Below are 25,491 nucleotides of genomic sequence, written 5' to 3' on the forward strand. Positions count from 1 at the left end.
GTGAAACAAATCAAAGAAAATCAGCCCATGCATAGGGCTGATGTTTCATTTCTAAGGCTCTCGCCTGAGGTATTTATTTAGCTGACTGGCCTTCTACACTCTTTGCAACCATCAAGAGCTCTTCCTTCGATAGATCACTTGAAGAAATCAAGTAGTCCACTCCGTCAGATGTCCATGAAAGGGATTGATCTGTGAGAACCCCAACTGTCATGCCAAGGTCGACTGGCTCACCGTTCATTGTCACAGGCGTAGATGCTTCAGCGACTCTCGCTTTTTCCTGAATGAGTGTGAAGGATTTCTTTCCGCCATACGTCATGACATAACGCTTACCTGCATCTGTCATCATTTCTTTCTCTTCCATCTTCTTCACACCCTCTGGCATGTCAACTGGTGTTTTCACCGCAAAGCTGTCAGATGGGTCTGCACTTGTGGCAACATCCATTTGAGAGAGTGTCATGTTTTTCTTCTCATCAAATGCATCTTTGTCAAAGGATTTATTGAATTCAAAGTGAGAGAATTCCACTTTCACCATTGGCTTTTTGTCGCTATCCAGTACTTTCACACTGGCAGGCGCCATTGTTTTTTTATGAAAGGTAATCTCTTGGGTAGGCAGCATTTGGTTGTGCTGATAATTGGTTTTGGTTTCAAACACATACTTTGAATCTTTCGCTTTGAACTGAGCGGCACTGTCATTTTTAATGTCCTTCACGAGTGACTCAAATAAGTAGACCTGACTGCTATTATTTGGCCAATCACTGTGGAAACGGAAGCTCTTGTTCAATGAAGGTGTCAGCACAAACACACCATTGCCATTTCTTAAAATGACTTGACTCTGATCCTTTTTCGGATTTTCTAAATAGACACGGTAAAGTTCCGGCTTCTTGTACCAAATTTCTACTTGATACTCCTGCGGGTCATTTCCTGTCTCAATGGTCATTTTTGCTTTGGCTTTGTATGATGTCATTTCCCCTGCCTTTTTGTTTAAATCTCCAACGATATCCTGCTGAGATTTTTGACCGCATGCGGAGAGAATCAGTACAAAAAGGATTCCCGTTACAAGCAAAACAAAGCTTTTTCTCACCCTTTTCAACCCCTTCGTTAATTGTGTTAAAAGGAAGAAACCGCTTGTTTGACTTTAACAGTACGCCTCAAGAGTTAACTGCGTACCGCGAACCATCAAAGCCTGTTAGCAACTCGCCCTTCCTTATCGCACTACCCAATATATGAAGGGGGGACAAACAATATGCAGACTAGCTTGACAACCTTTCAATTAAAACTTGTGCAGCAGCATATTCTTTCGTGTGAGTGATGGACACGTGAACCTGGTCACCCTTCGTCTTTTCGCTTTTGATGAAAGGTTTTCCAAGTTCGTCTTTCTGGATCTCCATATCATGAAAGCTTAAATGCCGGCCGATTCCCGTTCCGTATGCTTTAGCGAAAGCTTCCTTTCCTGCAAAACGTCCTGCCAAAAATTCCAGCTGCCTCTTTTCACTGAGTGTGTGAAAGATGTCTTGTTCACTTAACGTTAAAATCCGTTCTGGTAAACGAGGCTGTCTACTAAGCACGCGCGCGAGCCGGTTGATCTCTACTATATCAATACCTATTCCTTTGATCATGAGGTACCTCCTATGAGACTCGTACTAATTTGGATGTTCTCTTCATAAACGTGTTACTATAAACTTACCATTATCTAGTCAAAAGGGGTTTGTTATGTTTATTCGAACGGAGAGCTTTCAACAATTTATTAGATCGTATCCAATCGTGACAACGATCCTTGCTTTGCAATTTGGTCTATGGCTTATATTTGCGCTTCCTATCCCTCTTATACAGCTTGGTCACGACCATCTCGTCGGTTTCAATTATGGTGTAGCTACTGGAGAATGGTGGCGGCTCGTCACACCTATTTTCCTTCACGGAAGTCTGACCCATATTTTGTTCAATTCTATGTCTTTGTTCTTATTCGCTCCAGCGCTTGAACATTTGCTTGGGAAGGTTCGATTTCTCATTATCTATCTTGGTGCAGGGTTCATTGGCAATCTCGGAACCTATTGGGTGGAGCCTTTAGAGTATGTACATGTCGGCGCGTCTGGTGCGATCTTCGGTTTGTTTGGCGTTTATTTATACCTTGTTCTATTTAAACCGCATATGATGGACCGCGGCAATTCTCAGGTGATCTTAACGATTCTTGCCGTCTCTGTCATCATGACGTTCGTCAACTCGAACATCAATATCATGGCTCACTTATTTGGATTAATCGGCGGCATGCTCCTAGCACCTCTTACGCTATTTTTCCATTCAAAAAAAAGACGCTACTAACCTCATAAAAAATGTCGATCACTCCTATGAACAGGAAGCGGATCGACATTTTTTGTTTAAGAAGATTTATTTTTTTCATACGAATACCAATCCATTACACGTGCTGCATCTTCTTCCTCAAGGTGATGCACACCAAAGGAATCAAGCAGCGCAGAGGATTTCACAAAGGTGTGAATACTCGCCACTCGGCCTTTCTTTTGGAAGAAAGATTGCGTCATCGTATAGTTTTGCATTCGTTTTCTCAAGACAATGCCAGTGGTTTTGCCAATGCCTCTTGATGTCAGTTGAATCAATGGATCTTTGATCGTATAGCCTGATTGTTTATAAGCTAAATAACCAAAAAACAAAGCAATAGGCAGCGGAATAAGTGCCAAATACCCCCATGGCGGAAAACGGACAGATAGGATTACGCCGACAAGTAATGGCACAAAGCCGAAAGAGATCAGGTAGCGCTTGAGCGAACGCTTTGGCACCTTTTTCAGTTCAGCTTCTGGCGCCAAATGATAATCATCTGTGAATTGAGAGAGCAGTTCGTTGATTTTTTTCTTCCGAATCAGTGGAAATAAGACGGAAGAGGTTTCTTTTTCTGTAATAGAACCTCCTGCACTCACAAGCATCACCGTCGCAAAGCCAAAGGGTTCACGAAGAATATTTTCTTTGATTTTCACTGCTTGAATTCTCGCAAGCGGAATGGTCATTTGATGCCTCTCAATGAGCCCTCTTGTGATGATGATGTCTTTCCCTTTTCGTTTCGCGGTAAAATTCGCATATTGAAGGGCTGTTACCCCAACACTAAGAATCCAAGCAATCAATACGGCAATAAATATGAGAATCGCATAAATCTCAACACTCGCATGACTTAAAAAAGAAAACCGCTTGAGGAAACCGTCCAAAGGAAGAATTTCATCTATTTGTGTGTAAATGGCGAGGCACCCAGAAATAATGACTCCGATCCCACTGGAAGTGGTCGCAGCCAAAAGCAGCTCTGGTATACCCATTCGGTAGGAAACATTGATTTCTTTTTCTACAGGTTGCTGCGCTGTCAGAGGATCATGCGGGACATCCCCATTTTCATCCACTTCTTCTTGCTGCAAGCTTTTCTTCCGGTTGAAAATCGATTGCTTTAATTGTTCCGCTTCTGCTTTTGTAATCGCCGTCAGACTCACTTCCGGACCGTCTGTTCCGCCAGCTGTTTCGATTTGGACCCGCACCAAACCAAAAATCCGTTGGAAGATACCTTCACTTGTATTCACCGTTTGAATTCGCTCTAGCGAAATATATTTTTTCTTTTTTGTGATGACGCCCGATTCTACGCGAAATTCATCCTCTTCCATCCGGTAGGTGAAGCGCCTCCATGCTAAAACGGTTAAAACAGCTTTCCATAAAAGAAGCACACCAAGAAAGATAAATGCATAAAAACGAATGCTCGAATTCGAGTTCACAAAAATAAGCACGAAAAAAGGGATAATGAAGTTTTTAATCATGGATACGGCATCTGATATAAAATCAATGAACATCGAGATTGGATGTACACGTTTTGGTTCAGACATCATCTTCCGTCACCCTTGCTAAACGAGATATGTAATCACGAAGCTCATCTGCTTCTTCTAATTCTAGCGCCGGTATATCATGAACTGTGGCAGCAGTCGATATTTGAACAGATGCCAAACGGTAGCGCCTTAAGAGCGGTCCTTGTGATGTATCGACATGCTGGACACGCACCATCGGTACAATCACACGTGTAACGCGAATGAGTCCATGCTGAATTTCAATTTCATTTTCGAATACTTCGTAGCGCCAGATGCGATGACGTATTTTCGGTATAAGCCAGATGCCAAAAATAATCTGCAAGACCCATAAACCGGCGAGGATGGCGCCAATCCAATATGGCCATTGAAGATAATAACTAGCAACAAATACCCCAATGATGATGAGTAAGAAAATCAATGAGATAATTCCATTTTGAAGACGCCATACCTTTAAACCATTTAAACTTATTTGACGTTGCGGCTGTTTCCTCACATTCTTCCCCCATTCTCTTACTTTTCTATCAATATATTACGAAAGAAAGCCTAAAAAGTTTCAGTAAACCTGTTAAAAAAAGCGAATCCTGCAAAGGATTCGCTTTTAAATTAGCTATTATAAGATTTCTTTTGACGGCGATCGCTAGAAGAACGATTGCGGTCATTTGAAGAACGCTTTTTATCACCGTAAGATGAACGACTTTTTCCGCGATAGCCGCCTCCGCCGCCACCGTCTCTACGTTTAGAAGAGCTGCGGTTGTTACGATTGCGTTTTGAAACCATTGGTGCTTCATCTGTCAAACGAACAGGCGTTGCATCTGGCTCTTTTGTCATCATTTTGATGGCAGCCGCAACCACTGTGACAGAATCATGATCTTCTAGCAATTCAGCAGCAGCTGTCATGTAGAAGTTTAAGTTGTTTTCACTGATGATTGTGCGCAGACGATCAATGGTTACTTGCTGTTGTCCTTCGATTGCCTCATCTAGTGTTGGTTCTTTCATACGATCCATTTTACGTTTAGTTGTTTGCTCGATCGCACGAAGCATATCTTTTTCACGCGGTGTGATAAATGTCACCGCCATACCTGTACGTCCAGCACGTCCAGTACGTCCAATACGGTGTACGTAGCTTTCTGGATCTTGTGGTACGTCAAAGTTATACACGTGTGTTACGCCTGAGATATCAAGTCCACGTGCTGCAACGTCTGTTGCTACAAGCACATCGATTGAACCTTCTTTGAATTTACGAAGCGCAACCATACGTTTCGCTTGAGTCAAGTCACCATGAATTCCTTCAGCTGTATAACCTCTAAGGTTAAGTGCTTCAGTCAATTCGTCAACGCGGCGTTTCGTACGGCCGAAGACAATTGAAAGCTCAGGTGATTGAATGTCAAGAAGACGAGTCAATGTATCAAACTTCTTACGCTCATGGATATCCAAGTAGAACTGTTGGATGTTAGAGACAGTCATTTCTTTCGCTTTTACTTTTACGTGTTCTGGGTTTGTCATGAAACGTTCTGCAATGCGCTTAATTGGTGCAGGCATTGTCGCAGAGAATAAAAGTGTTTGGTGTTCACTTGGTACATTTGAAAGGATCGATTCAATGTCTTCGATGAAACCCATGTTTAGCATTTCGTCTGCTTCATCAAGCACAACAGTTTCAACATTTTGAAGACGCATTGTACGACGGTTAATGTGATCGAGTAAACGTCCTGGAGTCCCTACGATGATATGAGGATTTTTCTTGAGCGAACGGATTTGGCGACCGATATCTTGTCCACCGTAAATCGGAAGTACACGCGCACGCTTGTCTTGGCCAATTTTGTATAGCTCTTCAGATACTTGAATCGCTAATTCTCTTGTTGGCGCAATGATAATCGCTTGGATATTTGGAGACGCTGGGTCAATTTTTTCTACAAGAGGAATACCAAACGCTGCAGTTTTTCCTGTTCCTGTTTGTGCTTGTCCAATGACATCTTTATTTTGAAGACCGAGAGGAATTGTTTCCGCTTGAATCGGTGTTGCTTCTTCAAATCCCATGCGGTTAATAGCTTTCATGAGACTTTCGCTTAATTGAAAATCTTGAAACGTTATAGTCAAATTATTCAAACTCCTTCTAATTGCTGTTTCAGTAATCTCGTGAATGATCATTAAAAACTGCCCTTACCCGAAAGGACAGGTCCATTATATACAAAGCCCGAATTACCCTACCTTATATCTTACCATTACACTATTTGTTTTTCAACAAGACAGAAATGGATATATCTACTGTTCCACAATGACAGATTCACCATCACTTTGATCGCCATCCATCCATTTCCACTTTTCGAACAGTTGAATTTTTCCGTTATCCAACTGCTTAGGTGTAGAATTGCAAGACCCGCTTCTCATGCTGCCGTCTTTGCTGACATGGTGGTATCTAAAATGAAGTGTTCCATCCTCATTTACAGTTCCTACAAGTACACCAGATACAATACTGCCGCCTTGATATGTGCCCGTTAATATATTCCCGTCCTGACGATATTGAAATATGGTGCCTGCCGATACTTCTCCGTTACTCGAATTAGACTGCGGGACAAAGGTTTTTCCGTCGTATTGAAACAACCGAATCAGCCACCTTTTCTTTCCTATTGTACCATAGGCTTGTCACTCATTCGACAAAAATGATGCAATTTTTAACAAGTGGGATTCAATTTATATTAGTTTAGCCACATTTTCGCTTTTCTATAGATTAAATTGTTTTTTTTAGAAATTGCTCTACTTTTCCAAACAATTGCTGTGCACACGGCTCGTGACAAACATGATGTTTACAGTCAGGTAAATAAAACACTTCTTTCTGACGAGACGGGATTTTATGATCAATAAATTGTGCACTTGAAGCTGGCACAATCCCATCGCTTTCCCCTTGAACAATTAACACAGGGAGGTGTAGTTTCTCAAGGGAGCTCTTCGTTTGCTTCACCAGTTTCATAAATTCAACAGCGGCTGACAGCGGTGTGCTCGTTAGCTTATGACGGTATCTATCATACAAAGGATTCGTATCAATCAGCCCAGACAATGATTCTTTCACCAACTGCCTTGTGTCTTGAATCATTTGTTTTGGATTCACATATTTCGCCGCAGCACTTAAAAGGACGAGACGAGCAACTGGATACTTCGCTGCAAGATAAGAAGCAATCATTCCTCCCATGGAAAACCCGATCAAAAAAATGGTATCACATGTTCTGTAAAGAGAAAGAAGTTCTAATTCAGCTGTCGCAATCCATTCTTGATAGAGAATACCTTTTAGCTGGAGTTCATCTCCATGCCCCGGAAGCGTGACAGACTGAACGTTCCAATCTGTCTTCTGCTTTAAATATTGCGCTAGCGGTTCTACTTCATAGGGGGCGCCAGTGAATCCATGTATACATAGACAGCCAACCATTCTGTCACCTTCTTTGCCGCTCACTTTTTATAGCGCAGTAATGACTTCTTCTAATCTCATGCCGCGTGAGGCTTTGACGAGAACAACATCGTCAGGACCTGCTACATCAGCAAGTTTTTTCTTCAGTTCCTCTTTGTCCATAAATGAGGACACGCGCGCGTCACCGAATGATTTCTTTGCTCCTTCAGCGATGAATGCACCTAGGCGGCCATACGTCATCACATGATCAATGAATTCAGGCTTGATGTAGCGGCCTAGTTCATAATGATACGTTTCTTCCTCGCTGCCCATCTCAAGCATGTCTCCAAGTACAAGAATCCTATTTGCAAAGCCGTCCATATCTCCTACAAGATCAATGGCAGCTTTCATGGAAGTAGGGCTTGCATTATATGCATCATTGATAACAGTGATTCCTTTTTCCGTTTTAAACAGTTCAAGACGCATCCCTGTCAACTTTGTTTGCATGAGTCCTTGGGCGATTTGTCTTTCATTCAGTCCGAAATGCTGGCCTATGGAAATGGCAGCAAGGGCATTCTTTACATTATGTTTCCCTAATACAGGAATGAGAAACCCCTGGGCATACCCTTCGACCTGAAATTCAGTTCCTTCTGCAAGCTGGTTGATATGCGTTACCTTGATATCACAGTCCTCTGCTTCTCCAAAGGTTTTCACTTGCTGCGAAAGTGCAGTCGCTCTCTCGCGGATCAAAGGTTCATCTCCTAAATAATAAAAGGTACCATCCTTTTTTAGCCCTTTTGTGATCTCACATTTTGCATCAGCAATGGCTTCTCTTGATCCTAAATCTTGCATATGAGATTCTCCGATATTGGTGATGACTGCTGCATCAGGCTCAGCTAGGTTCGACAAGAACTCGATCTCGCCTTTTGCACTCATGCCCATCTCCAATACAGCTATCTCTGTACCTTCTGGCATCGCAAGAATGGTGAGCGGAAGACCGATATGATTATTAAAGTTACCGTCTGTTTTATGAACTTGATACGTTGTTTGTAAGACGGAATGAATCATATCTTTCGTTGTCGTTTTCCCGTTACTTCCTGTAATACCGACAACACGAGGGTTTTCTTCTTTTAAATATGATTTTGCCAATTGCTGCAGTGCTGTCAGTGTATCGTCGACAAGAATGACAGGTACACCGAACGGTGGATTGGCTTCTTTTTGATTCCAAAGAACGGCTGCGGCTCCAAGCTCCACTGCTTTAGAAGCAAATGTGTGACCGTTAAAATGTTCTCCAATTAAGGGGATAAACAATGCACCTTTTGATACTTTTCGTGTATCTGTCGTCACTCCGTAAATTTGCTCTTCGCCAAAAGCTTGATTAGATAGTGTCCCACCAGCCATTTGGGCGATTTGATTCACTGTACGTTTGATCATGATTTTTTCGCCTCTCTTTCTCATTTCACGTTTGAAGGAAAAGAGACACTACCTAAGGATAGTGTCTGCTTGTTGCTCACATTAAAAAGTCGTTTTAATGGTTTGTTTTTCTTGATGGCGTTCAATTGCAAGTGACACTAGCTTTTCAATTAGCTCTGGATACTCTACACCAGTGTGCTTCCAAAGAAGCGGGAACATACTGAATGGTGTGAATCCAGGCATTGTATTCACTTCATTGATCAACACTTCGCCTTTTTCTGTGAGGAAGAAGTCTGCACGTACAAGACCAGAACCATCTAGGGATTTAAATGCCTTAATCGCCATATCATGAATCGTCTTGTATTCATCTTCTGACACACTCGCAGGAATGATCAAATCTGTATCGCCATCTTCATATTTTGCTTTGTAGTCATAAAAATCTGTTTTAGGTGCAATTTCACCAACGACAGAGCACTTCGGCTCGTCATTTCCTAATACACCTATCTCGATTTCTCTTCCTACGACGCCTTCTTCTACGACCACACGACGATCATATTGGAAAGCCAAGTCGAATGCGGTTTGCAGCTCTTCTTTGCTGCGGCATTTGCTTATTCCAACACTTGATCCCATGTTGGCAGGTTTCACAAAGCATGGATAGCCAAGTACTTGTTCTACCTGTTCTAAGCTGTCTGCTGTGGCTTTCTCATAGTCTTTTTTATTGAAGGAAAGGTGCTTTGCTTGTGCAAGTCCTGCTTGAGCAAAAACATCTTTCATCATGACTTTATCCATACCCGCGGCAGAAGCAAGAACGCCGTTGCCGACATACGGGATATTTAGCAGTTCAAGTAATCCTTGCATCGTTCCATCTTCACCATTTGGCCCGTGCAACAATGGGAAGACAACATCAATCTTCTCATCAGCGGATGCAGGCTGTGGAAACATGCTCTCATTTAAAGAAGTTGGTAAAAACGTCTTTGCGTTCTGTTCAAATTGAAGCATTCTGACGTTTGATACTGGTTCAGTGAGTTTTTCTCCTCTTAGCCATTCGCCCTCTTCTGTAATATAAATTGGATGTATATCGAACTTCTCAGTGTTAAGTGCTTTTGTAACTGCAAGGGCTGTTTGCAGTGATACATTATGTTCGGCTGACTTTCCGCCGTAAATCAATCCTAAACTTATTTTCAATGGATACTCCCCCCACTAAAATTCATCTTTACTATCTTATCACTTTCAAGCAAAAATGCTCTAATTAATTTTTGTTGTTACGGAATTGAAATGATTTGTAAAGTTGTAAGCGCCTCCCGAGCATTTGTATGTCATTCGCCTTTATTTTATATTAAAATGACATTGAAAAGGAGTTGTGACAAATTGAAAAAAATCACAAGTACTGAACAATTCAATGAAATCATTCAATCTGACAAAGAAGTCATCGTTAAATTCTTTGCAACATGGTGTCCTGACTGTACAAGAATGGACATGTTCATTCCAGACATCTTAGAGGCGTATGCTCACCATGAATGGTTTGAAATAAACAAAGATGATTTCCCTGAATTAGCAGAAACGTATCAGGTCATGGGTATTCCAAGCCTGTTAATTTTCAAAAATGGCGAAAAAACAGGTCATTTACACAGTGCAAACGCAAAATCACCTGAAGAAGTGACAGAGTTTCTTCAAGGGCACGTTTCTTAAATCGTGAAACGAAGGACATCAGCAAACACTTGCTGGTGTCTTTTTTTCTCCACCACTTACATCAAATCTCTTCATAAGACGAATTGTTCAGTCAAAACGTTTCAATGAGCGAAAGAATGTTTTATATAGAGGCTTCTCTTACGACAAGAAATGACAGAAATTATTTCCTGGGAAAGAATGAGCGTCGACTAGGCTTCGAATTTGTCGATTACGTGAATTTTCTGAATATAATCTTTACTTCCGGCATTGTGCTTTGTATAATAGAGGTGCTAATTGAAAATGATTATCAATTTCATCTATGTAGAATCCTATAGACGTCTATTCTTATAAAGGAGCGATGAGTCACATGTCTAAGAAGAAAATCAAAACGTATCAGCAATTGATTGAAGAAAACAAGAAAGCCATCATGCGCGATCCTAAAATGATGGAAAGTATATACGAAACCATCGACAAAAAGCATCAGAAGCAGCTTGCAGCTGCTGGACGTGAATCATAAACATAAGGGGGAGCAGTCAAAGCTGGCTGCTCCTCTCTTTTGTCTTTTTCAACAAAAAAAGCCGATAAAATCTATGCTGTGATTTTATCGGCTTTTGTTTTAATGTGATTTCGCTACACGGTCCTGCTTCATTCCTAAATAAATGAGCATATATGTGAGATAACCCATAGTCATTGTTAAACCACCGAAGAAGAACTGAGAAAAGACAGGCTCCTCAAATGTTGTGACAGCTGCAAGTATGATCCAGCTCGCATATAAATAAACCATGAACCATTTCATGTTTCTTTTAAGTGTATACAGAAAGAAAAGACCCGCTAACGAAAAGATCCCCAGCGCTAGTCTGAAATAAATAAGATGATCAAACTGGAAGGCAAAAGACACAAACGAAAACGACAGCAGCAACAAAATGGGTAAAGCCGTAATGAAATTTTTCACGATAGTGCCACCTCCAAGACTCCCTCTTATTATAAGACAAAATCAGCCGGTTATCGTGAAATGCAGACTCGTTTTCACAAAGATGTCACGAATTTTTCTTGTTATTTGACACAATTTTTACACATTTACATCACGCTTCCAAAAAAGAACCCAAGCCGTGCCAACAAAGAAAACAAAATGCGCCCCTACCATAAATAGAGAAAACAAAGGGCTCATGCCTTGGAACGGCGGCGGTCCTTGAAAGCTGTACTGAGTAAAGTCTGTATTAGCAAAAAGCAGGATTTTCCCCCACTGATTTTCTAAAAGAGACATAATAGGCACAAGTGATTTAGCTGCATATAAAACAAAAAACGAGGTCACAAGCGCAACGAGGCTGTTCCTAAACAAGCTGGAACACATAAAAGCGAAGCTTGCCATCATGATCACTTCCACCCACTGAGATCCGATAACAGCAAATGTATGCTCAAATAATCGTCCCGTACTTTCATCAAATGCAGTACCAAAGAAAATAAAGCCAAATAGGAAAGCAATGACATAATAAAAAACAAACAAATAGATGACCGTCAGCACAAGTGTGATGTATTTTGACAGGAAAATTTGCAGCCTTGTTTTGGGCCGTATCAATAAAAACTTGATCGTTCTTTTTTGAAATTCTGTTGAGATCAAGGTCGCGCCAATGACAACCGCGAGCACCTGTAAAATAAACACGACGTTTGTGGAATAAGCAAAATAGTTGGCGACAGTGTCTTGTCCACCAAAGCTGGAGATGACTCGTTTCAACGCTAGAGCCATCGCCAATTGAAACACAACAATCAATCCAAGTGCAATGAACGTGATCTTTTTCCTCGTAATTTTCTTATGCTCATTCTTGATGAGTTGAAGCATCTGCCGTCCCGCCTTCCGTCCATTTCATAAATGCCTCTTCAATTGATGGCTTTTGAGGCGTCATTTCAAGTACAGCAAATCCAGCCAGAACAAGCTGTTTGTTCAGCTCAGGCACTTGGTCTTTGTTCAATTGAAGTAATACATGCGCTCCGTTTCGTTCATATGTATAGGCATGTGTATCAAGCCACGCAGCCGCCTTTTCCACTGGCTGAATATTCATGAGCATCTGTTCTTTCCCCTCTATGTCTCGAAGCATGGCACTGGCTTTGATCTGTCCTTTTTGAATGATGATCATGCGGTCACATAGCTCTTCAACCTCATGCAATAAATGTGTGGCGAATAAGACGGACGTTCCTTCTTCTCTTACTAGCGTTTGCAAGTGCTCCCTGAATTCCTTCATACCTGCAGGATCAAGTCCATTTGTCGGTTCGTCTAAAATGAGCAGGTTCGGCTGATGTAATATGGCTTGTGCAATCCCAAGCCTTTGTTTCATCCCCAGTGAATATGTCTTCACCTTCTGATGAATGGCGTGCTCCAGACGAACTCTTTTCACCACTTCCTGCATTCGTTCCTCTGTCACTCCATCGTGCATCGCCGCATACAGTTCAAGGTTTTCGAAGCCTGTTAAATAAGAATAAAATTCGGGATTTTCTATGATGGCACCAACAGATGACATCGCATGTAGGAAATCCTCATCCTGTGAATATCCATTGATCATGATTCGGCCATTGTTTTTTTTCATCAAGCCAACGATCAAACGAATCAAGGTTGTTTTTCCAGACCCATTTGGTCCTAGTAAGCCGACGATTTCCCCCTTCCCTATTTCTATAGATATATCTTGTAAGATCATTTTCCGGCCAATTCGTTTATCGACTTTCTCTACTTTTAGAACAGCAGATTCCAACGTGGTTCCTCCTTCTGATGTAAAGCCTATGGCGGCAAATAAGACCGCTCATTCTGTTAAAAGTATATCACGCAAGACAAGGGACTCCATGAAAAAAAGGCTGATCGAGTCAGCCCTTCTTTTACATTACATGGATAGGTTCGGTGATGCTGCGTCTGTCTCGTGTTTTTTCTCCGTTTCTGTCACAATCACCGCACATGCGGCGTCACCTGTAATATTGACAACGGTTCTTGCCATATCTAATAAGCGGTCTATGCCAAGGATGAGCGCAATGCCTTCAACCGGCAGATTCACAGAGTTCAGTACCATAGCGAGCATAATGAGCCCAACTCCTGGCACACCAGCTGTACCGATACTTGCTAAGACAGCCGTTAAGACAACCGTCAGCATTTGGACAAGCGTCAGTTCAACTCCATACACTTGCGCGATAAAAATAGTCGCGACCCCTTGCATAATCGCTGTGCCATCCATATTAATGGTTGCACCAAGCGGCTGTACAAAGCTTGAAATCGGCTCCGGCACCTTCAAACGTTTCTGGGCTGTTTCCATCGAGACTGGGAGGACTGCGTTACTACTTGACGTACTAAATGCGACAACCATTGCTGGAGAAAATCCTTTGAAAAATGCCATCGGATTTCGCTTCGCTAAAATGGCGACAGTTGACCCATAAGTTAGGAAGAAATGCAGCACGAGCGCAACTAACACGACCGAGAAATAAAGGCCCATCGCTTTCATCGCATCAAATCCCTGACTGCCAATGGCAGTTGCGATCAAACCGAATGTTCCGTACGGTGCGAACTTCATCACTATGCCGACAAGGTACATCATTAATTCATTTCCTTGTTCAAACAGCTTTAGCAAACCTTCCGTCTTCTTCCCAAGCATGGCAATGCCAAGACCTAAAAATACACAAAAGACGATGATTTGAAGCATGTTTCCTTCAACTAAAGATTGGACTGGATTGGTTGGGATGATGTTGAGTAGTGTTTCTGCCATTGATGGGGCTTCCTCTGCGGAATAATCAGCTGCTTTCGTATCAAAATGACCGAATGCTCCCGGCTTGATTAATAAGGCTAATGAAATGCCAATGATGATGGCAAAAGTAGTAGTAAGCAGGAAATAAGTAATGGTTTTTACGCCGATTCTGCCAAGCTTTTTCGGATCACCTAGACCTGCTACACCTAGTGTGATGGAAAAGAATACGATCGGCACCACTAACATTTTAATCAGGTTTAAGAAGATTTGACCTAGAGGCGTAAATAGATAAGGGTCTAACACTTTGAATACATTTGGAGCAAAAATGTTAAGCAATAGTCCTGTGATTGCACCTACAAACAAGGCAATAATAATTTTCGTCGCTAGCTTCAATAAAATCTCCCCTTCCTCGTCAAAAAGACCCACGAGAGAGTTTTCTCGTGGGTCTGCGTTCCTTACATATACCACCGTTTACTCTCTTCACGCCGATGAGGTTAGCTGACGGGTTAGGACGAAGAGATGTCCTTTTTTCTCCACAGAGAAAAATTCACCCCAAAAACATGGGTCCCCCATTCCTTTAGAAGGATTAAGCGTGTGGTTATTATGATATTTTCATACTATTTATACCTTATTTTCGGAAAATTGTAAACAGGTTCATATGAACTTTTTAATTACTTTCTTCCTTATTCGTGACCTCCAAAATATCTAAAATGAACACAAAGATCGGGATACCAATAATCAGTCCCCAAATGCCGATGTAGTGTTCAGAGAAGATCAGCACAACAAATGTGAAGAAGATAGGGAGTTCTGTTTTTGCTGACATGAGCTTCGGGTTTAGGAAATAGGCTTCAATGGCATGGATGATGACGATCACAAGCACGATATACAGGACATACATGCCGCCTCCAAGCGTATACGCAATGATGCTGAGTGGAATAAGTGAGATAACCACACCTGCCACAGGGATTAAGCCTAGCAAAAAGACCATGACCGCTAATCCAAATAATTGCGGGAATCCCATAATACCTAGCGCAATGGTTGTTAAAACACAGTTAACAGTTGCAATAATAAACTGTGCTTCGAGTACCTTTCCGAACGTTCTGGAAAATTTACGTCCAAAGAAGGCGATTTCGTTATAGAACACAGAGATTTTACTCGTTTTGAACTTGTTCATGAATTGAATGAGGCGTTCCTTTTCGAACAGGAAGAACATGCTTAATATTAAGGACATAATGACCTGGATACTGAACGTACTGAAATCAGTTAAGTATGTATAGAGGAAATTAAACCCTTTCTCAAAGTAAGCTGATATTTTAAAATCTCCGAATACGTTCGTGATGACATCAATGAAGGGTAAATCTTGTGGATGATCTGCAATTTTCTTTCCTAAATGAAATAGCTGCTCCACCTGTTTGGCGATGATTGGCACAAACACGAATCCGCCAACCGTCAATCCACCAGCCAAAAGAATATACAAAATGGTAATAACCGATTTCTGCCCTATTTTCAGGAAGCGACTTAAAAAGCCTCTAATGACCTCTTCTAACCGATTCATCAAAAAGGTGAATATGAAGGTCAAGAGAATTAAATTCATCATTCCTCTTAATAAATATAAGGCTGTGGCTAATACTACAAATACAGAAAACCGCTTAACACCGGGTTTTTCGAACAATTTTAAAAATGCTGCCATTTCGTTATACACCTGCCAGGACTAAAGTCTATTTTTCATTGGATCTGATATACATTATATCGGATCTTTCTGTAAATTATATAACAAAAGGTCATTGAGGTCTTACGATTCGACCTAAATTTATCAAGCTTTCATGTTTTTTCTTTTCAACACAAGAAAAAACCGAACCCCATGTAGACATAAGGTTTCGGTTTTTGGTTGTTTTTATACTATACAGCTTGCTTCATATTGCGCATTTCTTGAAGGGCTGTTTTGCTCTTCGCTTCGTCAAATTCACCTTCACTTTTCGCCACAACAATTGTCGCGATTCCATTTCCAATGAGGTTTGTGATGGCTCTTCCTTCGCTCATGAATCGATCTACTCCAAGCAGAAGTGCAAGCCCCTCTAGCGGAATGACCTGTAGTGCAGCGAGTGTAGAAGCCAGCACGATAAATCCGCTTCCTGTCACCCCAGCCGCTCCCTTTGATGTGAGCATTAGAACAAGGATAATGGTGATCTGCTGGCCGATAGACAAGTCTACACCAAACACTTGCGCTAAGAAGACCACAGCCATCGATAAGTAGATCGAGGTTCCATCTAAGTTAAAGGAATACCCTGTTGGGATGACAAGACCCACAACAGACTTAGAGCACCCGTAGCGTTCCATTTTATCCATCATTCTTGGCAGCACGGATTCTGATGAGCTTGTGCCAAGAACAATTAAAATTTCATCCTTGATAAATCGCAGGTAACCAAACAGGCTGAAGCCATACATTTTACAAATGATATTCAGCACAACGAAGATGAACAGGAACATAGTCAAATAAACGGAGAGCATCAGACTTGCGAGCGGTTTAATCGATGCCAAACCAAAGTGACCGATTGTATAGGCCATTGCCCCAAATGCACCAAGCGGCGCAGCACGCATGATATATCCAATGATTTTAAAGAAAACAAGTGACAGCTTATCAAGCCACTCAATGATTCCTTTCCCCTTCTCGCCAAGTGCAGCAAGCGCAACACCGAATAAAATAGAGAAGAATAAGACCTGTAAAATATCACCCTTTGCAAAAGCATCTACCATGTTAGATGGCACAATGTGTGTGACAAATTCCATCCAGTCGATACCCTGTCCCCCGTTTTGGGTATACTGTGAAACATCCCCTTTTTCAAGCTTGCTATAGTCCAGACCTGCACCTGGCTTCATGATATTGACGACAAAAAGACCGATGACCAAAGCAAGCGTCGTGACGACTTCAAAATAAATAAATGCTTTTCCCCCAACTTTTCCAACCTTTTTCATATCCCCCATCTTGGCAATACCAAGAACAATGGTTAAGAAAATAATTGGTGCGATGACCATTTTAACGGCATTGATAAAGGTGTCACCAAGCGGCTTCATTTCTTTTCCGACGTTTGGCCAAACCATCCCGACAATGATCCCGATAATGACAGCTGCAATCACCTGAAATGTCAGGTTCTTCAAAAGCCTCTTCATAAAAAATCAACTCCCTCACCCTTTGATGTAAACGCTTAACTGTTATCTGTAGCTAAATGATAGCGATTTCATCAAAGGCTGTGAAGCTTATGAACATATCGTACATTTTGGTCTTTTTGGTCTCTTAGTCAGAATGTACGATATATTTATTGACAGGCCGGCCTACCCCGCCATATTGCATATCTAATTTCAGCTCGCCTTCTTTCACTAAGAAGTCTAAATACCGGCGTGCCGTGACACGTGCAATGCCGAGTGCATTGGCAACTTCCTCTGCAGACTGCGGACCTTCCTGCATGCCCATATAGGCTTTAATTTCATTCATCGTATGCACATTCAGCCCCTTAGGGAGCCAAGTATCTTCCTGTTTAACAGCAGGCTTTCGTATGATATCATCCAGCATCTCCTGAGAAAATTCTGCTGCTGTACGAATTTTAGATTTAAACGCTTTATAGCTTTCAAGTGATTCTTTCATACGTTCGAACTTAAACGGCTTGATGATATAATCTCGTGCACCATTTTGAAGCATGATGCCAATGGTCTCTTTGTCCTTTGCCGCAGAAATAACGATCACGTCCACCTGTATCTTTTGCTTTCTAATGTCTTGAAGCGTCTTTACGCCATCTTTTTTTGGCATATATACATCGAGGACTACAAGGTCTGGATGAATTTCTTTGATGAGTTGGATGCCCTGCTCCCCATTACCTGCGACTGCCGCCACTTGAAAGCCAGGAACACTCTTAATGAACTCTTTATTCACTTCTTGCACCATCGGATCATCTTCAATTAATAGCACCTTAATCTGAGTCATCTGTCTCTCTCCTCTATGATCATTGGGAATTCGATTGAGAAGGTGGTACCAATGCCGATGCTTGATGTGACTTCTACATTTCCCATCCCTTTGTCGATAATCGTTTTTACAATATACAGGCCATAGCCTGTTCCGCCTTCTTTGCCGTGTGTGAAGCCTTTATCGAAAATATAAGGAATCATTTCCTCTTCAATCCCGGAGCCATTGTCTTCAATTAAAATCGCGAGGACATCCTCGGTTTGATCAATACTAATCGAAATGCGTTTTGTGTCTCTTTCTACAGTATCATAAGAGGCAAAAGCATTCTCGATCAGGTTGCCAAGCAGCTTCGTCATATCATGCTGATCTAGACGCTCAGGGAAATCACGCAGACAGCTATGTTCGTCTACTTCGACCTTTATGCCTAGCTCCTTGCCCCTTCTGATTTTGCTCATCAATAATCCCGCAACGGCATCATGCTGTATGACGCGGTGAAGAAAGTCCAGCACATGTTCCTGTTCTTCCGTCGTTTGAAAGGCTAAATCGAGCGCCTGATCGGGTTTACCAAGCTGAATCAGCCCGGCAATCGTATGAAGCTTATTCATATGCTCATGATTTTGCACCCGCAGACCGTCTACAAAGTTCTTAACCCCGGTTAGCTCCTCTGCTAATTTTGCCGCTTCTGTCCGGTCCTGAAAAATGGCGACCGCTCCAATAATTTTCTTTTTCATGACAATCGGAATCCGGCTGCTCATAATCCGCTTTCCGCTCATATGAATTTCTTCATTGTAGACGGGTTCTGCGCGATCAATGATCTCTGGAAGTCTTGTGTCAGACAGCACCTCCCAAATATTCCGGCCTACGACATCCCCTGTCACGCCAAAGATTTGCTTCGCCTTTTCATTAAAAATGGTGATCATGTGCTGATTATCAATGGCGATGACCCCTTCATTAATAGAGTGAAAGGTTGCGGTGCGCTCCTCTAGCATTCTGACAATCTCATGCGGCTCCAGCTTAAACATTTGCTGTTTAATATGACGAGCGAGTAAAAATGAACCTACAAGCCCAAAGCTGAGCGTCAGCAAAAGGATCATGAGGATATCCCGCTTCATTTCTCCTAATATATCGATCATACTTGGCAGCGTTCTCCCTACAAGGACGACCCCTGTTTGATTAAATTGATCATCCTTCACTGGATAAAAGGCTCTGATGGCGGTCCCAAGCTCTCCCTCTGCTTCTGAGAAATAAATATGCTCGGCAAAAGCAGGCTCTTCATCTGTCCCCTCCGAACGCTGGCCAATCCTTGCTTTCACTGGATGCGTTAATCTCACATGCTCCATATCCATGACGACAATGTAGTCAGCGTCTTGAATAATCCGAATCTCTTCGATGGCATGCTGTAATCGGTCACGTTTCTTTGTTTGATCAGCTAACGCCTGCTTTACCTCATTCATCTCCGCAACTGTTCTCGCTGTGTTCATGAGCCTTTTTCGAAGCTCTCGTTCCTCTGTTTGCTGGATTCCCCCAACAAGGACAATTCCTCCGATTAAAAGGGCGAAAATGACAACGAAATATGTGAGGATGGTGAGCTTCCATCTAATAGATAATTGTTGTAATTTCAATCGATTTCTCATCATTTTTTTCACCTGTATCTTTACGAATTCTTCCTCGGTCAAGTATGCTTGACATAAGGGGGATCGGACGCATGAAGAATTTACTCGCCTATACACTATTGCTCTTGATCGGTTTTGTAACCGCTTTATACTTTGGTTTCTATCATATGATGCCAAAAGCAGCGACGACCTTTGACGATGAACAGACAGGGCTGAAGGATCAGCTTGTGTTCAAATTTAGCCATGTCGTGGCAGATAATACACCAAAAGGACTTGCCGCAAAGAAATTTGCTGAGCTTGTGCACGAAAAATCCGATGGGAAGATCACCATTCAAATTTTCTCCAACGGAAGTCTTTATTCTGATATAGAAGAAATTAATGCACTCAAAGAGAATCAAGTTCAATTTATCGCACCATCTACCTCGAAGCTCGGCATGCTATCCTCTGAGTGGCTGGCACTTGACCTTCCTTTTGCTTTTTCTAATTATGATGCGGTTCAGGAAGGCTTGCACGGTGCAATTGGACAAAGATTGTTTGGCACCCTGCAAAAAGACGGGCTAAAGGGAATGGCGTATTGGACAAATGGCTTTAAGCAAATCACCTCTAATAAAGGTCCAATCAAACAGCCTAGTGATTTAAAAAACCAATCTCTCCGCATTATGCAAAGCGACATGATTGAAAAACAATTCAAACTTCTTGGCGCAAAGCCCTATCAGGAATCGTTTAATTCGACGTTTCAGCTATTAGAAACAAAAAAAGTAGATGGTGAAGAAAATACCATTTCAAATATTTATTCAAAAAAATTCTATCATATACAAGACTATATGACGATCAGTAATCACGGGTATTTAGGCTATGTGGTCTTAACAGATCAATCCTTCTTTGATCGCCAGACACCTGAAACGAAACGAATTTTACTTGAAGCGATGGAAGAAACAACAGCTTGGAATGAAAAACATGCAGAACAGATGAACAAAGATCAGCTGGAGGACATTAAACGGGAATCGCAGATTGCCATTCATGAATTGACGCCAGCAGAAAGACAAAAATGGATGAAAGCCCTCGATCCTTTGTATGAGGAAGCCGAAAAAACCATTGGTTCTACCCTAATCAAACAGATTCGTGAACTGCGTGCGCGTTATGAACATTCTCCGATCCATGCTTTTCAAGAAGAGGAAAAGACCAAATAAAAAATCCCTTAGAGTAAGGGATTTCAGCGTGTAGGCAAACCTTTGCATTCGGTGTCAGTCCTGCGTGCTGGTGCTCACGAATGTCAAATTCGCTCCGCGCCAGTACTCGTCCTTCCTTGACTTCAAAGGTTTTCTATCACGCTGAAAAGAAGACAAAGGGATTTTTTATGCACCAGATTCACTCTGTTCTTGCTGCGTGAGCTCTTCTAATCTTGAGACAATTCTTCGCTTTCGGTATTGCATCATGCCTGTTTCGGCAATACTTTTTAGTTGTGAGCGGTTGGAAACTGCGCCAAATAAAATCCCTGCTACGGGAACAAGCTGAAACAGTTTCTTCCAGCCAAATGAATCTCGGTAATTATAGACTACCTCACGCCATCCTTGGATTTGTGAGAACATGTTTTCGTGTTTCCCTTCGGAAGCATGATAGCTCCTGAGTTCTTTTAATATCGATTTCTTCCCAACCACATCAGCAGAGGTCAACTGTAAGCATTTTATGATGAAGACCCGCTCTTCCTTGTTTTTAGGATCATAGCCATAGGTGACGGCAATATCCTGTAATGTTTTAAGGGAGAGACCAAGTACCGCAGGAATATCTGCAGCCAGTGTAAACATACCACCGACACCCGTTGTCGCCCCTTGTACCGTGGCGAGATTCGTCCTATTTCTCCCCATATGTTCACTAATCGCATCCATGATTTCAATTGGAGCTTTTTCTATATCTTCTATACGCTGAATCGATTCGTCGGCACATTTCTTTTGAAATTGATGGATGATGCCTTTTTCTGATGTCAAATAGGCACCGCCTGATTGAATGTAATGCCCCATTTCATCTAGCAGCACACCGATTTTTTTCTGGATAAAGGCAGGCGTCAGCTTGTCCAGCATTTGAAATGGCAGGCGGCTGAGTTTCTCCCAAAACCATACCTTTTGCTGATCTTTCTCCCACTGTTCAATCTGCTTTAATTGTGCTTTTAGCCACTCTCTTTCCTCCATGCCTTTTTCCTCCTTAGATGCTGCTGAAGTATTTGTTTGTTATTATACACAATCCTTTTCCATCATACGTATAGAACATTGAATCGGTTTCGAAAGGTTTGAAACTTTTTCAAAACGGTTATTGCTTAATACACAAACAAAAAGAGGAGTGATCAACATGTTAGGATTTCTGATTTCATTAGTTGTGGCGATTGTCATCGGCCTTATTGGCAGTGCACTCGCTGGAGGTAGTGTACCAGGAGGATGGATCGGTTCAATGATTGCAGGACTTGCAGGTGCTTGGATTGGTCATGGATTACTTGGAACGTGGGGTCCTAGTTTGGCAGGCTTTGCGATCATTCCAGCAATCTTAGGTGCAGCGATCTTTGTCATCATCTTAAGCCTGATCTTCCGTAGTGTGGGATCAAGGGTATCTTAAAAAACAAATAACAGAGGAAGCAGTAGGGACACCGTCTATAAAGGCGGTGTTTTTTATGTGTTGGATTGACAAGGTATCTATTTTTTTCACTTACATATGATAAACAAACCTATTAGTTCAGATAGTTGACTTTTCATGAAGATGGGCATATGATGATTAAAAATTGCATCAAGGAAACATTTTGTGCCCAAGCAAAACTTTGTAGAATCTAGGTGATGACATATGACAAACAAATACATCGAGGCACAGGCACACATGTCAGAGGCAGCTGAGCGTGCACTTGAAGGAAAAGTCAAGGGATTTAGAAGACTCCTTCCTTTTCTCGGTCCTGCTTTTATCGCAGCCATTGCTTATATTGATCCAGGAAATTTCGCCACCAACATTGCGGCTGGCTCCAAATATGGATATCTCCTTTTATGGGTCATTCTCATATCAAATCTCATGGCTTTGCTCATCCAGTCTTTATCCGCAAAGCTTGGAATTGCGACAGGCAAAAACTTACCTGAAATCGCACGTGAAGAGTTTCCAAAGCCCGTTTCGATCGGTTTATGGGTTCAGGGAGAGCTCGTCATTATTGCCACGGATTTAGCTGAGTTTATCGGGGCGGCACTTGGTTTATACTTGCTCTTTCGAATCCCGCTGCTTGAAGCATCCATTATCGCGGCTATCGGTTCATTTGCGATATTGGAGCTGCAAAGACGAGGATATCGAGCATTAGAAGCAGGTATCACAGGCATGTTGTTCGTTGTCGTGATCGCTTTCGCTGTACAAACCTTTGTCGCCAAACCAGATATCGCAAGTGTCGCTGGCGGACTGTTCATTCCAAAATTTGATGGCGCAGACAGCGTGCTGCTTGCAGCTGGAATTTTAGGTGCCACTGTCATGCCTCACGCAATCTACTTACATTCAGCTTTAACCCAAAGAAGAGTCGTCGGCAGAACGGAAAAGGAGAAAAAGCAGATTTTCCGCTTTGAGTTTTTAGATATCCTCATTGCAATGATCGTCGCCGGGGCCATCAATGCCAGCATGTTGATTGTGGCAGCCGCTTTATTTTATAAAAATGGTCTTTTTGTTGAAGATTTGGATGTTGCGTTTCAGCATTTTGGTACACTCGCAGGGCCTGTATCAGCCATCTTATTTGGTGTAGGTCTGCTTGTAGCCGGACTATCCAGCTCTTCTGTCGGTACATTGTCAGGCGATATCATTATGCAGGGCTTTATTCAATACCGGATCCCGCTGTATGTTCGCCGGCTGATTACCATCATTCCTCCTATTGCGATTATTGCATCTGGAGTGAATCCGACCTCTGCGCTTGTGATGAGTCAGGTCGTCTTATCGTTTGGGATTGCCTTTGCTTTAATTCCGCTCATTTTATTTACAAGTAAAAAACGAATTATGGGTGAATTGACGAATGCCCGCTGGGTGACAGGAATATCTTGGGTGATAGCAGCTCTTGTTGTAGCACTTAATCTCTTCTTAATTGTAGATACGTTTATGTAAAAGACAGTGTTGAGCTGTCTTTTTCTTTCCATTTGGTTATGGTAGAATTCCCCTGAGAGGATGTGGGTACATGTTTGTTTATCAGGATCAAGAGATATCCATGCGGCTGCTTGAGCCAAGAGACGCAAGAAGTCTGTATTTGCTCATCCAGCGGTCGAGAGAGCATTTACGTGAATGGATGCTTTGGGTGGATTCAACACAGACAGAGGAAGACAGTATGGCGTTTATCCAAGGTGCGATGCAGCAAGCGATGCAGAACAACGGTTTTCAAGCGGGCATTTGGTCACATGGAGAACTTGTCGGCATCATTGGCACCCATCAAATTCATTGGATCAATAGAACCGTTTCAGTCGGCTATTGGCTCGGAGAAGGCCATCAAGGAAAAGGCATCATGACAAAAGCATGCCAAGCAGTCATTCGCTATTTATTTGAAGAGTGCGGGCTGCATCGTATCGAGATTAGGGCTGCTGTCGATAACCAGAAAAGCAGACGCATCCCAGAGCGATTATCCTTTTCGCTTGAGGGAATTTTAAGACAATGTGAATGGCTGGGCAATCGCTTTACCGATCATTGTGTGTACGCCCTTTTACAGCCTGAATATATAAAACAAAAAACGCATTCGATGAATCAGCCCACTTAATTGTGTCGATTGCATGAATTATTTTACAAAGTGAAGCTTTGTAGTATCCGTTGTGATCGGCATCTGATAAAATAGAAGGAAAAATCGAGGTATGATGTATGTCTCTTATTATTTTATTTTACTTATGGATTGTCCCTTTGTTATTTGGTATTTTCTTCTCCTTTCTAACAAAGAAAGCCACCTACAAACGCCGCTTTGTCCCATCCTATAGCATGATAGGACTCAGCATCGTTTTTCTCATTCTGGCACTCGTCTTTTCAGCAAGCCATTTTCTATTTATTTGCGGTATGTTCCTATTTGCCACCACCCTTGTTGGCACAGGCATTCCCTTATTCTTAGCCTTTGGAAAAACACCATCCTAAACAAAAACCACCTTTTCACGATGGAAAGGTGGTTTCTTTTTATTGAAGAGGCATTCGGTATGTCATTGTGGCATTTGGATGTTCTTCAATCGTCTTCATCATGTCTTGAAGGATCTCGGCTGCGCGATCATTTGAGTCATACTTGCCGAGCATCTTTGCCCAGGAAGTACTCCCCAAGATCATCCCTTCAATTTTTTTGCCGCTTACTGAGACTTCTTGGACATGAATCAGCGTTTGTTGGTTTTGTGTGAGGATCCATAGCATGGTTGTTTCTCCTTTTTTGTGGTGGTTTGTCAGTAAAGATACACATTTATACTCAACAACGTATCGAAATCCTCTCACTTATTAAGATTATGAACCAAATGTTTCTCAATTTTTATATCGTTACCATAAACTTCAAAATAAGAAAAATCGAATGCTCGAATTTCAATATCAGCTAAAGAGTGTTGAATGCCCTCATCTTCTTCTGTTTCTGGCATTGAATTCAAATCCCATTCAATCTGTAAACCTTTTTGAAATCCTATAAAAACACCTGATTCAAATTGAACAACTTGTCTTACACTATATATCAATTGGTCTGTTGACATTACACTCAAATCTTGGGTTGGAAATAGCTCGAAAAGAGAAGAATGAGTCGAGCCAAAGACATCAAAGACATACCATTGATAATCCTGTTTAAATTCCTTTATACACAATAGAATCTCAGCAAGCTGATCGCCTAAGCAAGATAATTCATCATTAAAATATTCCATACCTCTTATTTTTAATAGAAACTCTGATTCTTTTACACCCATTCAAA

General features: G+C 41.9%; 28 protein-coding genes and 1 riboswitch. Of the genes, 8 read left to right on the forward strand and 20 right to left on the reverse strand.

Annotated features, from left to right (window positions below; translation table 11 throughout):
* Positions 1–73 precede the first annotated feature (73 nt).
* Both QRN39_RS00100 and acpS read right to left on the reverse strand, forming a co-directional pair.
* Positions 74–1,090, reverse strand: coding sequence for a LolA family protein (locus QRN39_RS00100; protein WP_106030172.1), 1,017 nt, complete (start codon positions 1,088–1,090; stop codon positions 74–76).
* Positions 1,091–1,250: 160 nt separating this feature from the next.
* On the reverse strand, positions 1,251–1,616 hold the full coding sequence (gene acpS / locus QRN39_RS00105; protein ID WP_226804681.1) for a holo-ACP synthase: 366 nt from the start codon (positions 1,614–1,616) through the stop codon (positions 1,251–1,253).
* 94 nt (positions 1,617–1,710) lie between these two features.
* On the opposite strand from acpS, the gene QRN39_RS00110 reads away from it, so the two are divergent.
* The gene (locus QRN39_RS00110; protein WP_050945548.1) at positions 1,711–2,316 is read left to right on the forward strand and encodes a rhomboid family intramembrane serine protease; all 606 of its coding nucleotides are present in this window, start codon (positions 1,711–1,713) and stop codon (positions 2,314–2,316) included.
* Positions 2,317–2,372: 56 nt separating this feature from the next.
* Here the strand turns inward: QRN39_RS00110 and QRN39_RS00115 are convergent, their stop codons facing one another.
* From QRN39_RS00115 to QRN39_RS00145, 7 genes are all read right to left on the reverse strand, one after another.
* Positions 2,373–3,869, reverse strand: coding sequence for a PH domain-containing protein (locus QRN39_RS00115; RefSeq protein WP_284905681.1), 1,497 nt, complete (start codon positions 3,867–3,869; stop codon positions 2,373–2,375).
* Entirely contained in the window at positions 3,859–4,338 is a 480-nt protein-coding gene (locus QRN39_RS00120; RefSeq protein ID WP_212046679.1) for a PH domain-containing protein, read from the reverse strand. The genes QRN39_RS00115 and QRN39_RS00120 overlap by 11 nt, the downstream gene beginning before the upstream one ends.
* A gap of 110 nt (positions 4,339–4,448) precedes the next feature.
* Positions 4,449–5,939 (reverse strand): degradosome RNA helicase CshA, encoded by a 1,491-nt coding sequence (gene cshA / locus QRN39_RS00125; RefSeq protein ID WP_003214093.1) that lies wholly within the window; start codon positions 5,937–5,939, stop codon positions 4,449–4,451.
* A 165-nt stretch (positions 5,940–6,104) separates the two neighbouring features.
* Positions 6,105–6,443, reverse strand: a complete 339-nt coding sequence (locus tag QRN39_RS00130) for an avidin-fold protein (RefSeq protein ID WP_003213982.1) — start codon at positions 6,441–6,443, stop codon at positions 6,105–6,107.
* A 127-nt stretch (positions 6,444–6,570) separates the two neighbouring features.
* The gene (locus QRN39_RS00135; RefSeq protein WP_284905682.1) at positions 6,571–7,263 is read right to left on the reverse strand and encodes an alpha/beta hydrolase; all 693 of its coding nucleotides are present in this window, start codon (positions 7,261–7,263) and stop codon (positions 6,571–6,573) included.
* A gap of 27 nt (positions 7,264–7,290) precedes the next feature.
* Positions 7,291–8,655: a UDP-N-acetylmuramoyl-tripeptide--D-alanyl-D-alanine ligase gene (locus tag QRN39_RS00140; protein WP_284905683.1), complete on the reverse strand. Its 1,365-nt coding sequence runs from the start codon at positions 8,653–8,655 to the stop codon at positions 7,291–7,293.
* Between the two features lie 81 nt (positions 8,656–8,736).
* Positions 8,737–9,819, reverse strand: coding sequence for a D-alanine--D-alanine ligase (locus QRN39_RS00145; protein WP_284905684.1), 1,083 nt, complete (start codon positions 9,817–9,819; stop codon positions 8,737–8,739).
* Positions 9,820–10,002: 183 nt separating this feature from the next.
* On the opposite strand from QRN39_RS00145, the gene QRN39_RS00150 reads away from it, so the two are divergent.
* Positions 10,003–10,323 (forward strand): thioredoxin family protein, encoded by a 321-nt coding sequence (locus QRN39_RS00150; protein WP_034663973.1) that lies wholly within the window; start codon positions 10,003–10,005, stop codon positions 10,321–10,323.
* 346 nt (positions 10,324–10,669) lie between these two features.
* Positions 10,670–10,819 carry a Fur-regulated basic protein FbpB gene (gene fbpB, locus QRN39_RS00155; protein ID WP_003214266.1) on the forward strand — a complete coding sequence of 50 codons (150 nt, stop codon included), beginning with the start codon at positions 10,670–10,672 and terminating at the stop codon, positions 10,817–10,819.
* A gap of 99 nt (positions 10,820–10,918) precedes the next feature.
* On the opposite strand, the gene QRN39_RS00160 is transcribed toward fbpB, so the two are convergent.
* The 8 genes from QRN39_RS00160 to QRN39_RS00195 all read right to left on the reverse strand — a co-directional run bounded on the left by QRN39_RS00160 (position 10,919) and on the right by QRN39_RS00195 (position 19,610).
* Positions 10,919–11,254, reverse strand: coding sequence for a hypothetical protein (locus QRN39_RS00160; RefSeq protein WP_003214381.1), 336 nt, complete (start codon positions 11,252–11,254; stop codon positions 10,919–10,921).
* 117 nt (positions 11,255–11,371) lie between these two features.
* Complete coding sequence (locus QRN39_RS00165; RefSeq protein WP_284905685.1) at positions 11,372–12,139, reverse strand: ABC transporter permease; 768 nt, start codon at positions 12,137–12,139, stop codon at positions 11,372–11,374.
* Positions 12,117–13,043: an ABC transporter ATP-binding protein gene (locus tag QRN39_RS00170; protein WP_137055556.1), complete on the reverse strand. Its 927-nt coding sequence runs from the start codon at positions 13,041–13,043 to the stop codon at positions 12,117–12,119. The genes QRN39_RS00165 and QRN39_RS00170 overlap by 23 nt, the downstream gene beginning before the upstream one ends.
* A 126-nt stretch (positions 13,044–13,169) precedes the next feature.
* The gene (locus tag QRN39_RS00175; RefSeq protein WP_034620244.1) at positions 13,170–14,411 is read right to left on the reverse strand and encodes a dicarboxylate/amino acid:cation symporter; all 1,242 of its coding nucleotides are present in this window, start codon (positions 14,409–14,411) and stop codon (positions 13,170–13,172) included.
* A 76-nt stretch (positions 14,412–14,487) separates the two neighbouring features.
* Positions 14,488–14,621: riboswitch (cyclic di-AMP (ydaO/yuaA leader) on the reverse strand.
* A 64-nt stretch (positions 14,622–14,685) separates the two neighbouring features.
* Positions 14,686–15,708 (reverse strand): AI-2E family transporter, encoded by a 1,023-nt coding sequence (locus tag QRN39_RS00180; protein ID WP_050945541.1) that lies wholly within the window; start codon positions 15,706–15,708, stop codon positions 14,686–14,688.
* A gap of 209 nt (positions 15,709–15,917) precedes the next feature.
* Complete coding sequence (gene dctP / locus QRN39_RS00185) at positions 15,918–17,186, reverse strand: C4-dicarboxylate transporter DctP (RefSeq protein ID WP_050945540.1); 1,269 nt, start codon at positions 17,184–17,186, stop codon at positions 15,918–15,920.
* A 124-nt stretch (positions 17,187–17,310) separates the two neighbouring features.
* Entirely contained in the window at positions 17,311–17,994 is a 684-nt protein-coding gene (locus QRN39_RS00190; RefSeq protein WP_050945539.1) for a response regulator, read from the reverse strand.
* Positions 17,991–19,610 (reverse strand): ATP-binding protein, encoded by a 1,620-nt coding sequence (locus QRN39_RS00195; protein WP_050945538.1) that lies wholly within the window; start codon positions 19,608–19,610, stop codon positions 17,991–17,993. The genes QRN39_RS00190 and QRN39_RS00195 overlap by 4 nt, the downstream gene beginning before the upstream one ends.
* A 68-nt stretch (positions 19,611–19,678) precedes the next feature.
* Here QRN39_RS00195 and QRN39_RS00200 point away from each other — a divergent pair, with 68 nt between their 5' ends.
* The gene (locus QRN39_RS00200; RefSeq protein ID WP_050945537.1) at positions 19,679–20,776 is read left to right on the forward strand and encodes a DctP family TRAP transporter solute-binding subunit; all 1,098 of its coding nucleotides are present in this window, start codon (positions 19,679–19,681) and stop codon (positions 20,774–20,776) included.
* 165 nt (positions 20,777–20,941) lie between these two features.
* Here the strand turns inward: QRN39_RS00200 and QRN39_RS00205 are convergent, their stop codons facing one another.
* Complete coding sequence (locus QRN39_RS00205; RefSeq protein WP_050945536.1) at positions 20,942–21,772, reverse strand: EcsC family protein; 831 nt, start codon at positions 21,770–21,772, stop codon at positions 20,942–20,944.
* A 157-nt stretch (positions 21,773–21,929) separates the two neighbouring features.
* Here QRN39_RS00205 and QRN39_RS00210 point away from each other — a divergent pair, with 157 nt between their 5' ends.
* From QRN39_RS00210 to QRN39_RS00225, 4 genes are all read left to right on the forward strand, one after another.
* On the forward strand, positions 21,930–22,190 hold the full coding sequence (locus QRN39_RS00210; protein ID WP_003214275.1) for a GlsB/YeaQ/YmgE family stress response membrane protein: 261 nt from the start codon (positions 21,930–21,932) through the stop codon (positions 22,188–22,190).
* A 222-nt stretch (positions 22,191–22,412) separates the two neighbouring features.
* Positions 22,413–23,690, forward strand: coding sequence for an Nramp family divalent metal transporter (locus QRN39_RS00215; protein WP_050945535.1), 1,278 nt, complete (start codon positions 22,413–22,415; stop codon positions 23,688–23,690).
* 70 nt (positions 23,691–23,760) lie between these two features.
* Positions 23,761–24,330 (forward strand): GNAT family N-acetyltransferase, encoded by a 570-nt coding sequence (locus QRN39_RS00220; protein ID WP_003213957.1) that lies wholly within the window; start codon positions 23,761–23,763, stop codon positions 24,328–24,330.
* A 98-nt stretch (positions 24,331–24,428) separates the two neighbouring features.
* Positions 24,429–24,692: a hypothetical protein gene (locus QRN39_RS00225; RefSeq protein WP_003214365.1), complete on the forward strand. Its 264-nt coding sequence runs from the start codon at positions 24,429–24,431 to the stop codon at positions 24,690–24,692.
* Between the two features lie 39 nt (positions 24,693–24,731).
* Here QRN39_RS00225 and QRN39_RS00230 read toward each other — a convergent pair whose 3' ends face one another.
* Both QRN39_RS00230 and QRN39_RS00235 read right to left on the reverse strand, forming a co-directional pair.
* Positions 24,732–24,956: a hypothetical protein gene (locus QRN39_RS00230; protein WP_003214145.1), complete on the reverse strand. Its 225-nt coding sequence runs from the start codon at positions 24,954–24,956 to the stop codon at positions 24,732–24,734.
* A 74-nt stretch (positions 24,957–25,030) separates the two neighbouring features.
* Complete coding sequence (locus QRN39_RS00235) at positions 25,031–25,486, reverse strand: hypothetical protein (protein ID WP_284905686.1); 456 nt, start codon at positions 25,484–25,486, stop codon at positions 25,031–25,033.
* Positions 25,487–25,491: the final 5 nt, after the last annotated feature.

This window comes from Bacillus sp. lyk4-R2A-2 (assembly GCF_030209735.1).
Lineage (GTDB): Bacteria > Bacillota > Bacilli > Bacillales > Bacillaceae > Bacillus > Bacillus pumilus.

Coding starts and splice junctions, on each gene's coding strand:
- QRN39_RS00195 (WP_050945538.1), bottom strand. CDS start 19,610: ATGATGAGAAATCGATTGAAATTACAACAATTATCTATTAGATGGAAG.
- QRN39_RS00225 (WP_003214365.1), top strand. CDS start 24,429: ATGTCTCTTATTATTTTATTTTACTTATGGATTGTCCCTTTGTTATTT.
- QRN39_RS00200 (WP_050945537.1), top strand. CDS start 19,679: ATGAAGAATTTACTCGCCTATACACTATTGCTCTTGATCGGTTTTGTA.
- QRN39_RS00140 (WP_284905683.1), bottom strand. CDS start 8,655: ATGATCAAACGTACAGTGAATCAAATCGCCCAAATGGCTGGTGGGACA.
- QRN39_RS00235 (WP_284905686.1), bottom strand. CDS start 25,486: ATGGGTGTAAAAGAATCAGAGTTTCTATTAAAAATAAGAGGTATGGAA.
- fbpB (WP_003214266.1), top strand. CDS start 10,670: ATGTCTAAGAAGAAAATCAAAACGTATCAGCAATTGATTGAAGAAAAC.
- QRN39_RS00165 (WP_284905685.1), bottom strand. CDS start 12,139: ATGCTTCAACTCATCAAGAATGAGCATAAGAAAATTACGAGGAAAAAG.
- QRN39_RS00230 (WP_003214145.1), bottom strand. CDS start 24,956: ATGCTATGGATCCTCACACAAAACCAACAAACGCTGATTCATGTCCAA.
- QRN39_RS00110 (WP_050945548.1), top strand. CDS start 1,711: ATGTTTATTCGAACGGAGAGCTTTCAACAATTTATTAGATCGTATCCA.
- dctP (WP_050945540.1), bottom strand. CDS start 17,186: ATGAAGAGGCTTTTGAAGAACCTGACATTTCAGGTGATTGCAGCTGTC.
- QRN39_RS00215 (WP_050945535.1), top strand. CDS start 22,413: ATGACAAACAAATACATCGAGGCACAGGCACACATGTCAGAGGCAGCT.
- QRN39_RS00220 (WP_003213957.1), top strand. CDS start 23,761: ATGTTTGTTTATCAGGATCAAGAGATATCCATGCGGCTGCTTGAGCCA.
- QRN39_RS00190 (WP_050945539.1), bottom strand. CDS start 17,994: ATGACTCAGATTAAGGTGCTATTAATTGAAGATGATCCGATGGTGCAA.
- QRN39_RS00115 (WP_284905681.1), bottom strand. CDS start 3,869: ATGATGTCTGAACCAAAACGTGTACATCCAATCTCGATGTTCATTGAT.
- QRN39_RS00205 (WP_050945536.1), bottom strand. CDS start 21,772: ATGGAGGAAAGAGAGTGGCTAAAAGCACAATTAAAGCAGATTGAACAG.
- QRN39_RS00135 (WP_284905682.1), bottom strand. CDS start 7,263: ATGGTTGGCTGTCTATGTATACATGGATTCACTGGCGCCCCCTATGAA.
- QRN39_RS00180 (WP_050945541.1), bottom strand. CDS start 15,708: ATGGCAGCATTTTTAAAATTGTTCGAAAAACCCGGTGTTAAGCGGTTT.
- acpS (WP_226804681.1), bottom strand. CDS start 1,616: ATGATCAAAGGAATAGGTATTGATATAGTAGAGATCAACCGGCTCGCG.
- QRN39_RS00210 (WP_003214275.1), top strand. CDS start 21,930: ATGTTAGGATTTCTGATTTCATTAGTTGTGGCGATTGTCATCGGCCTT.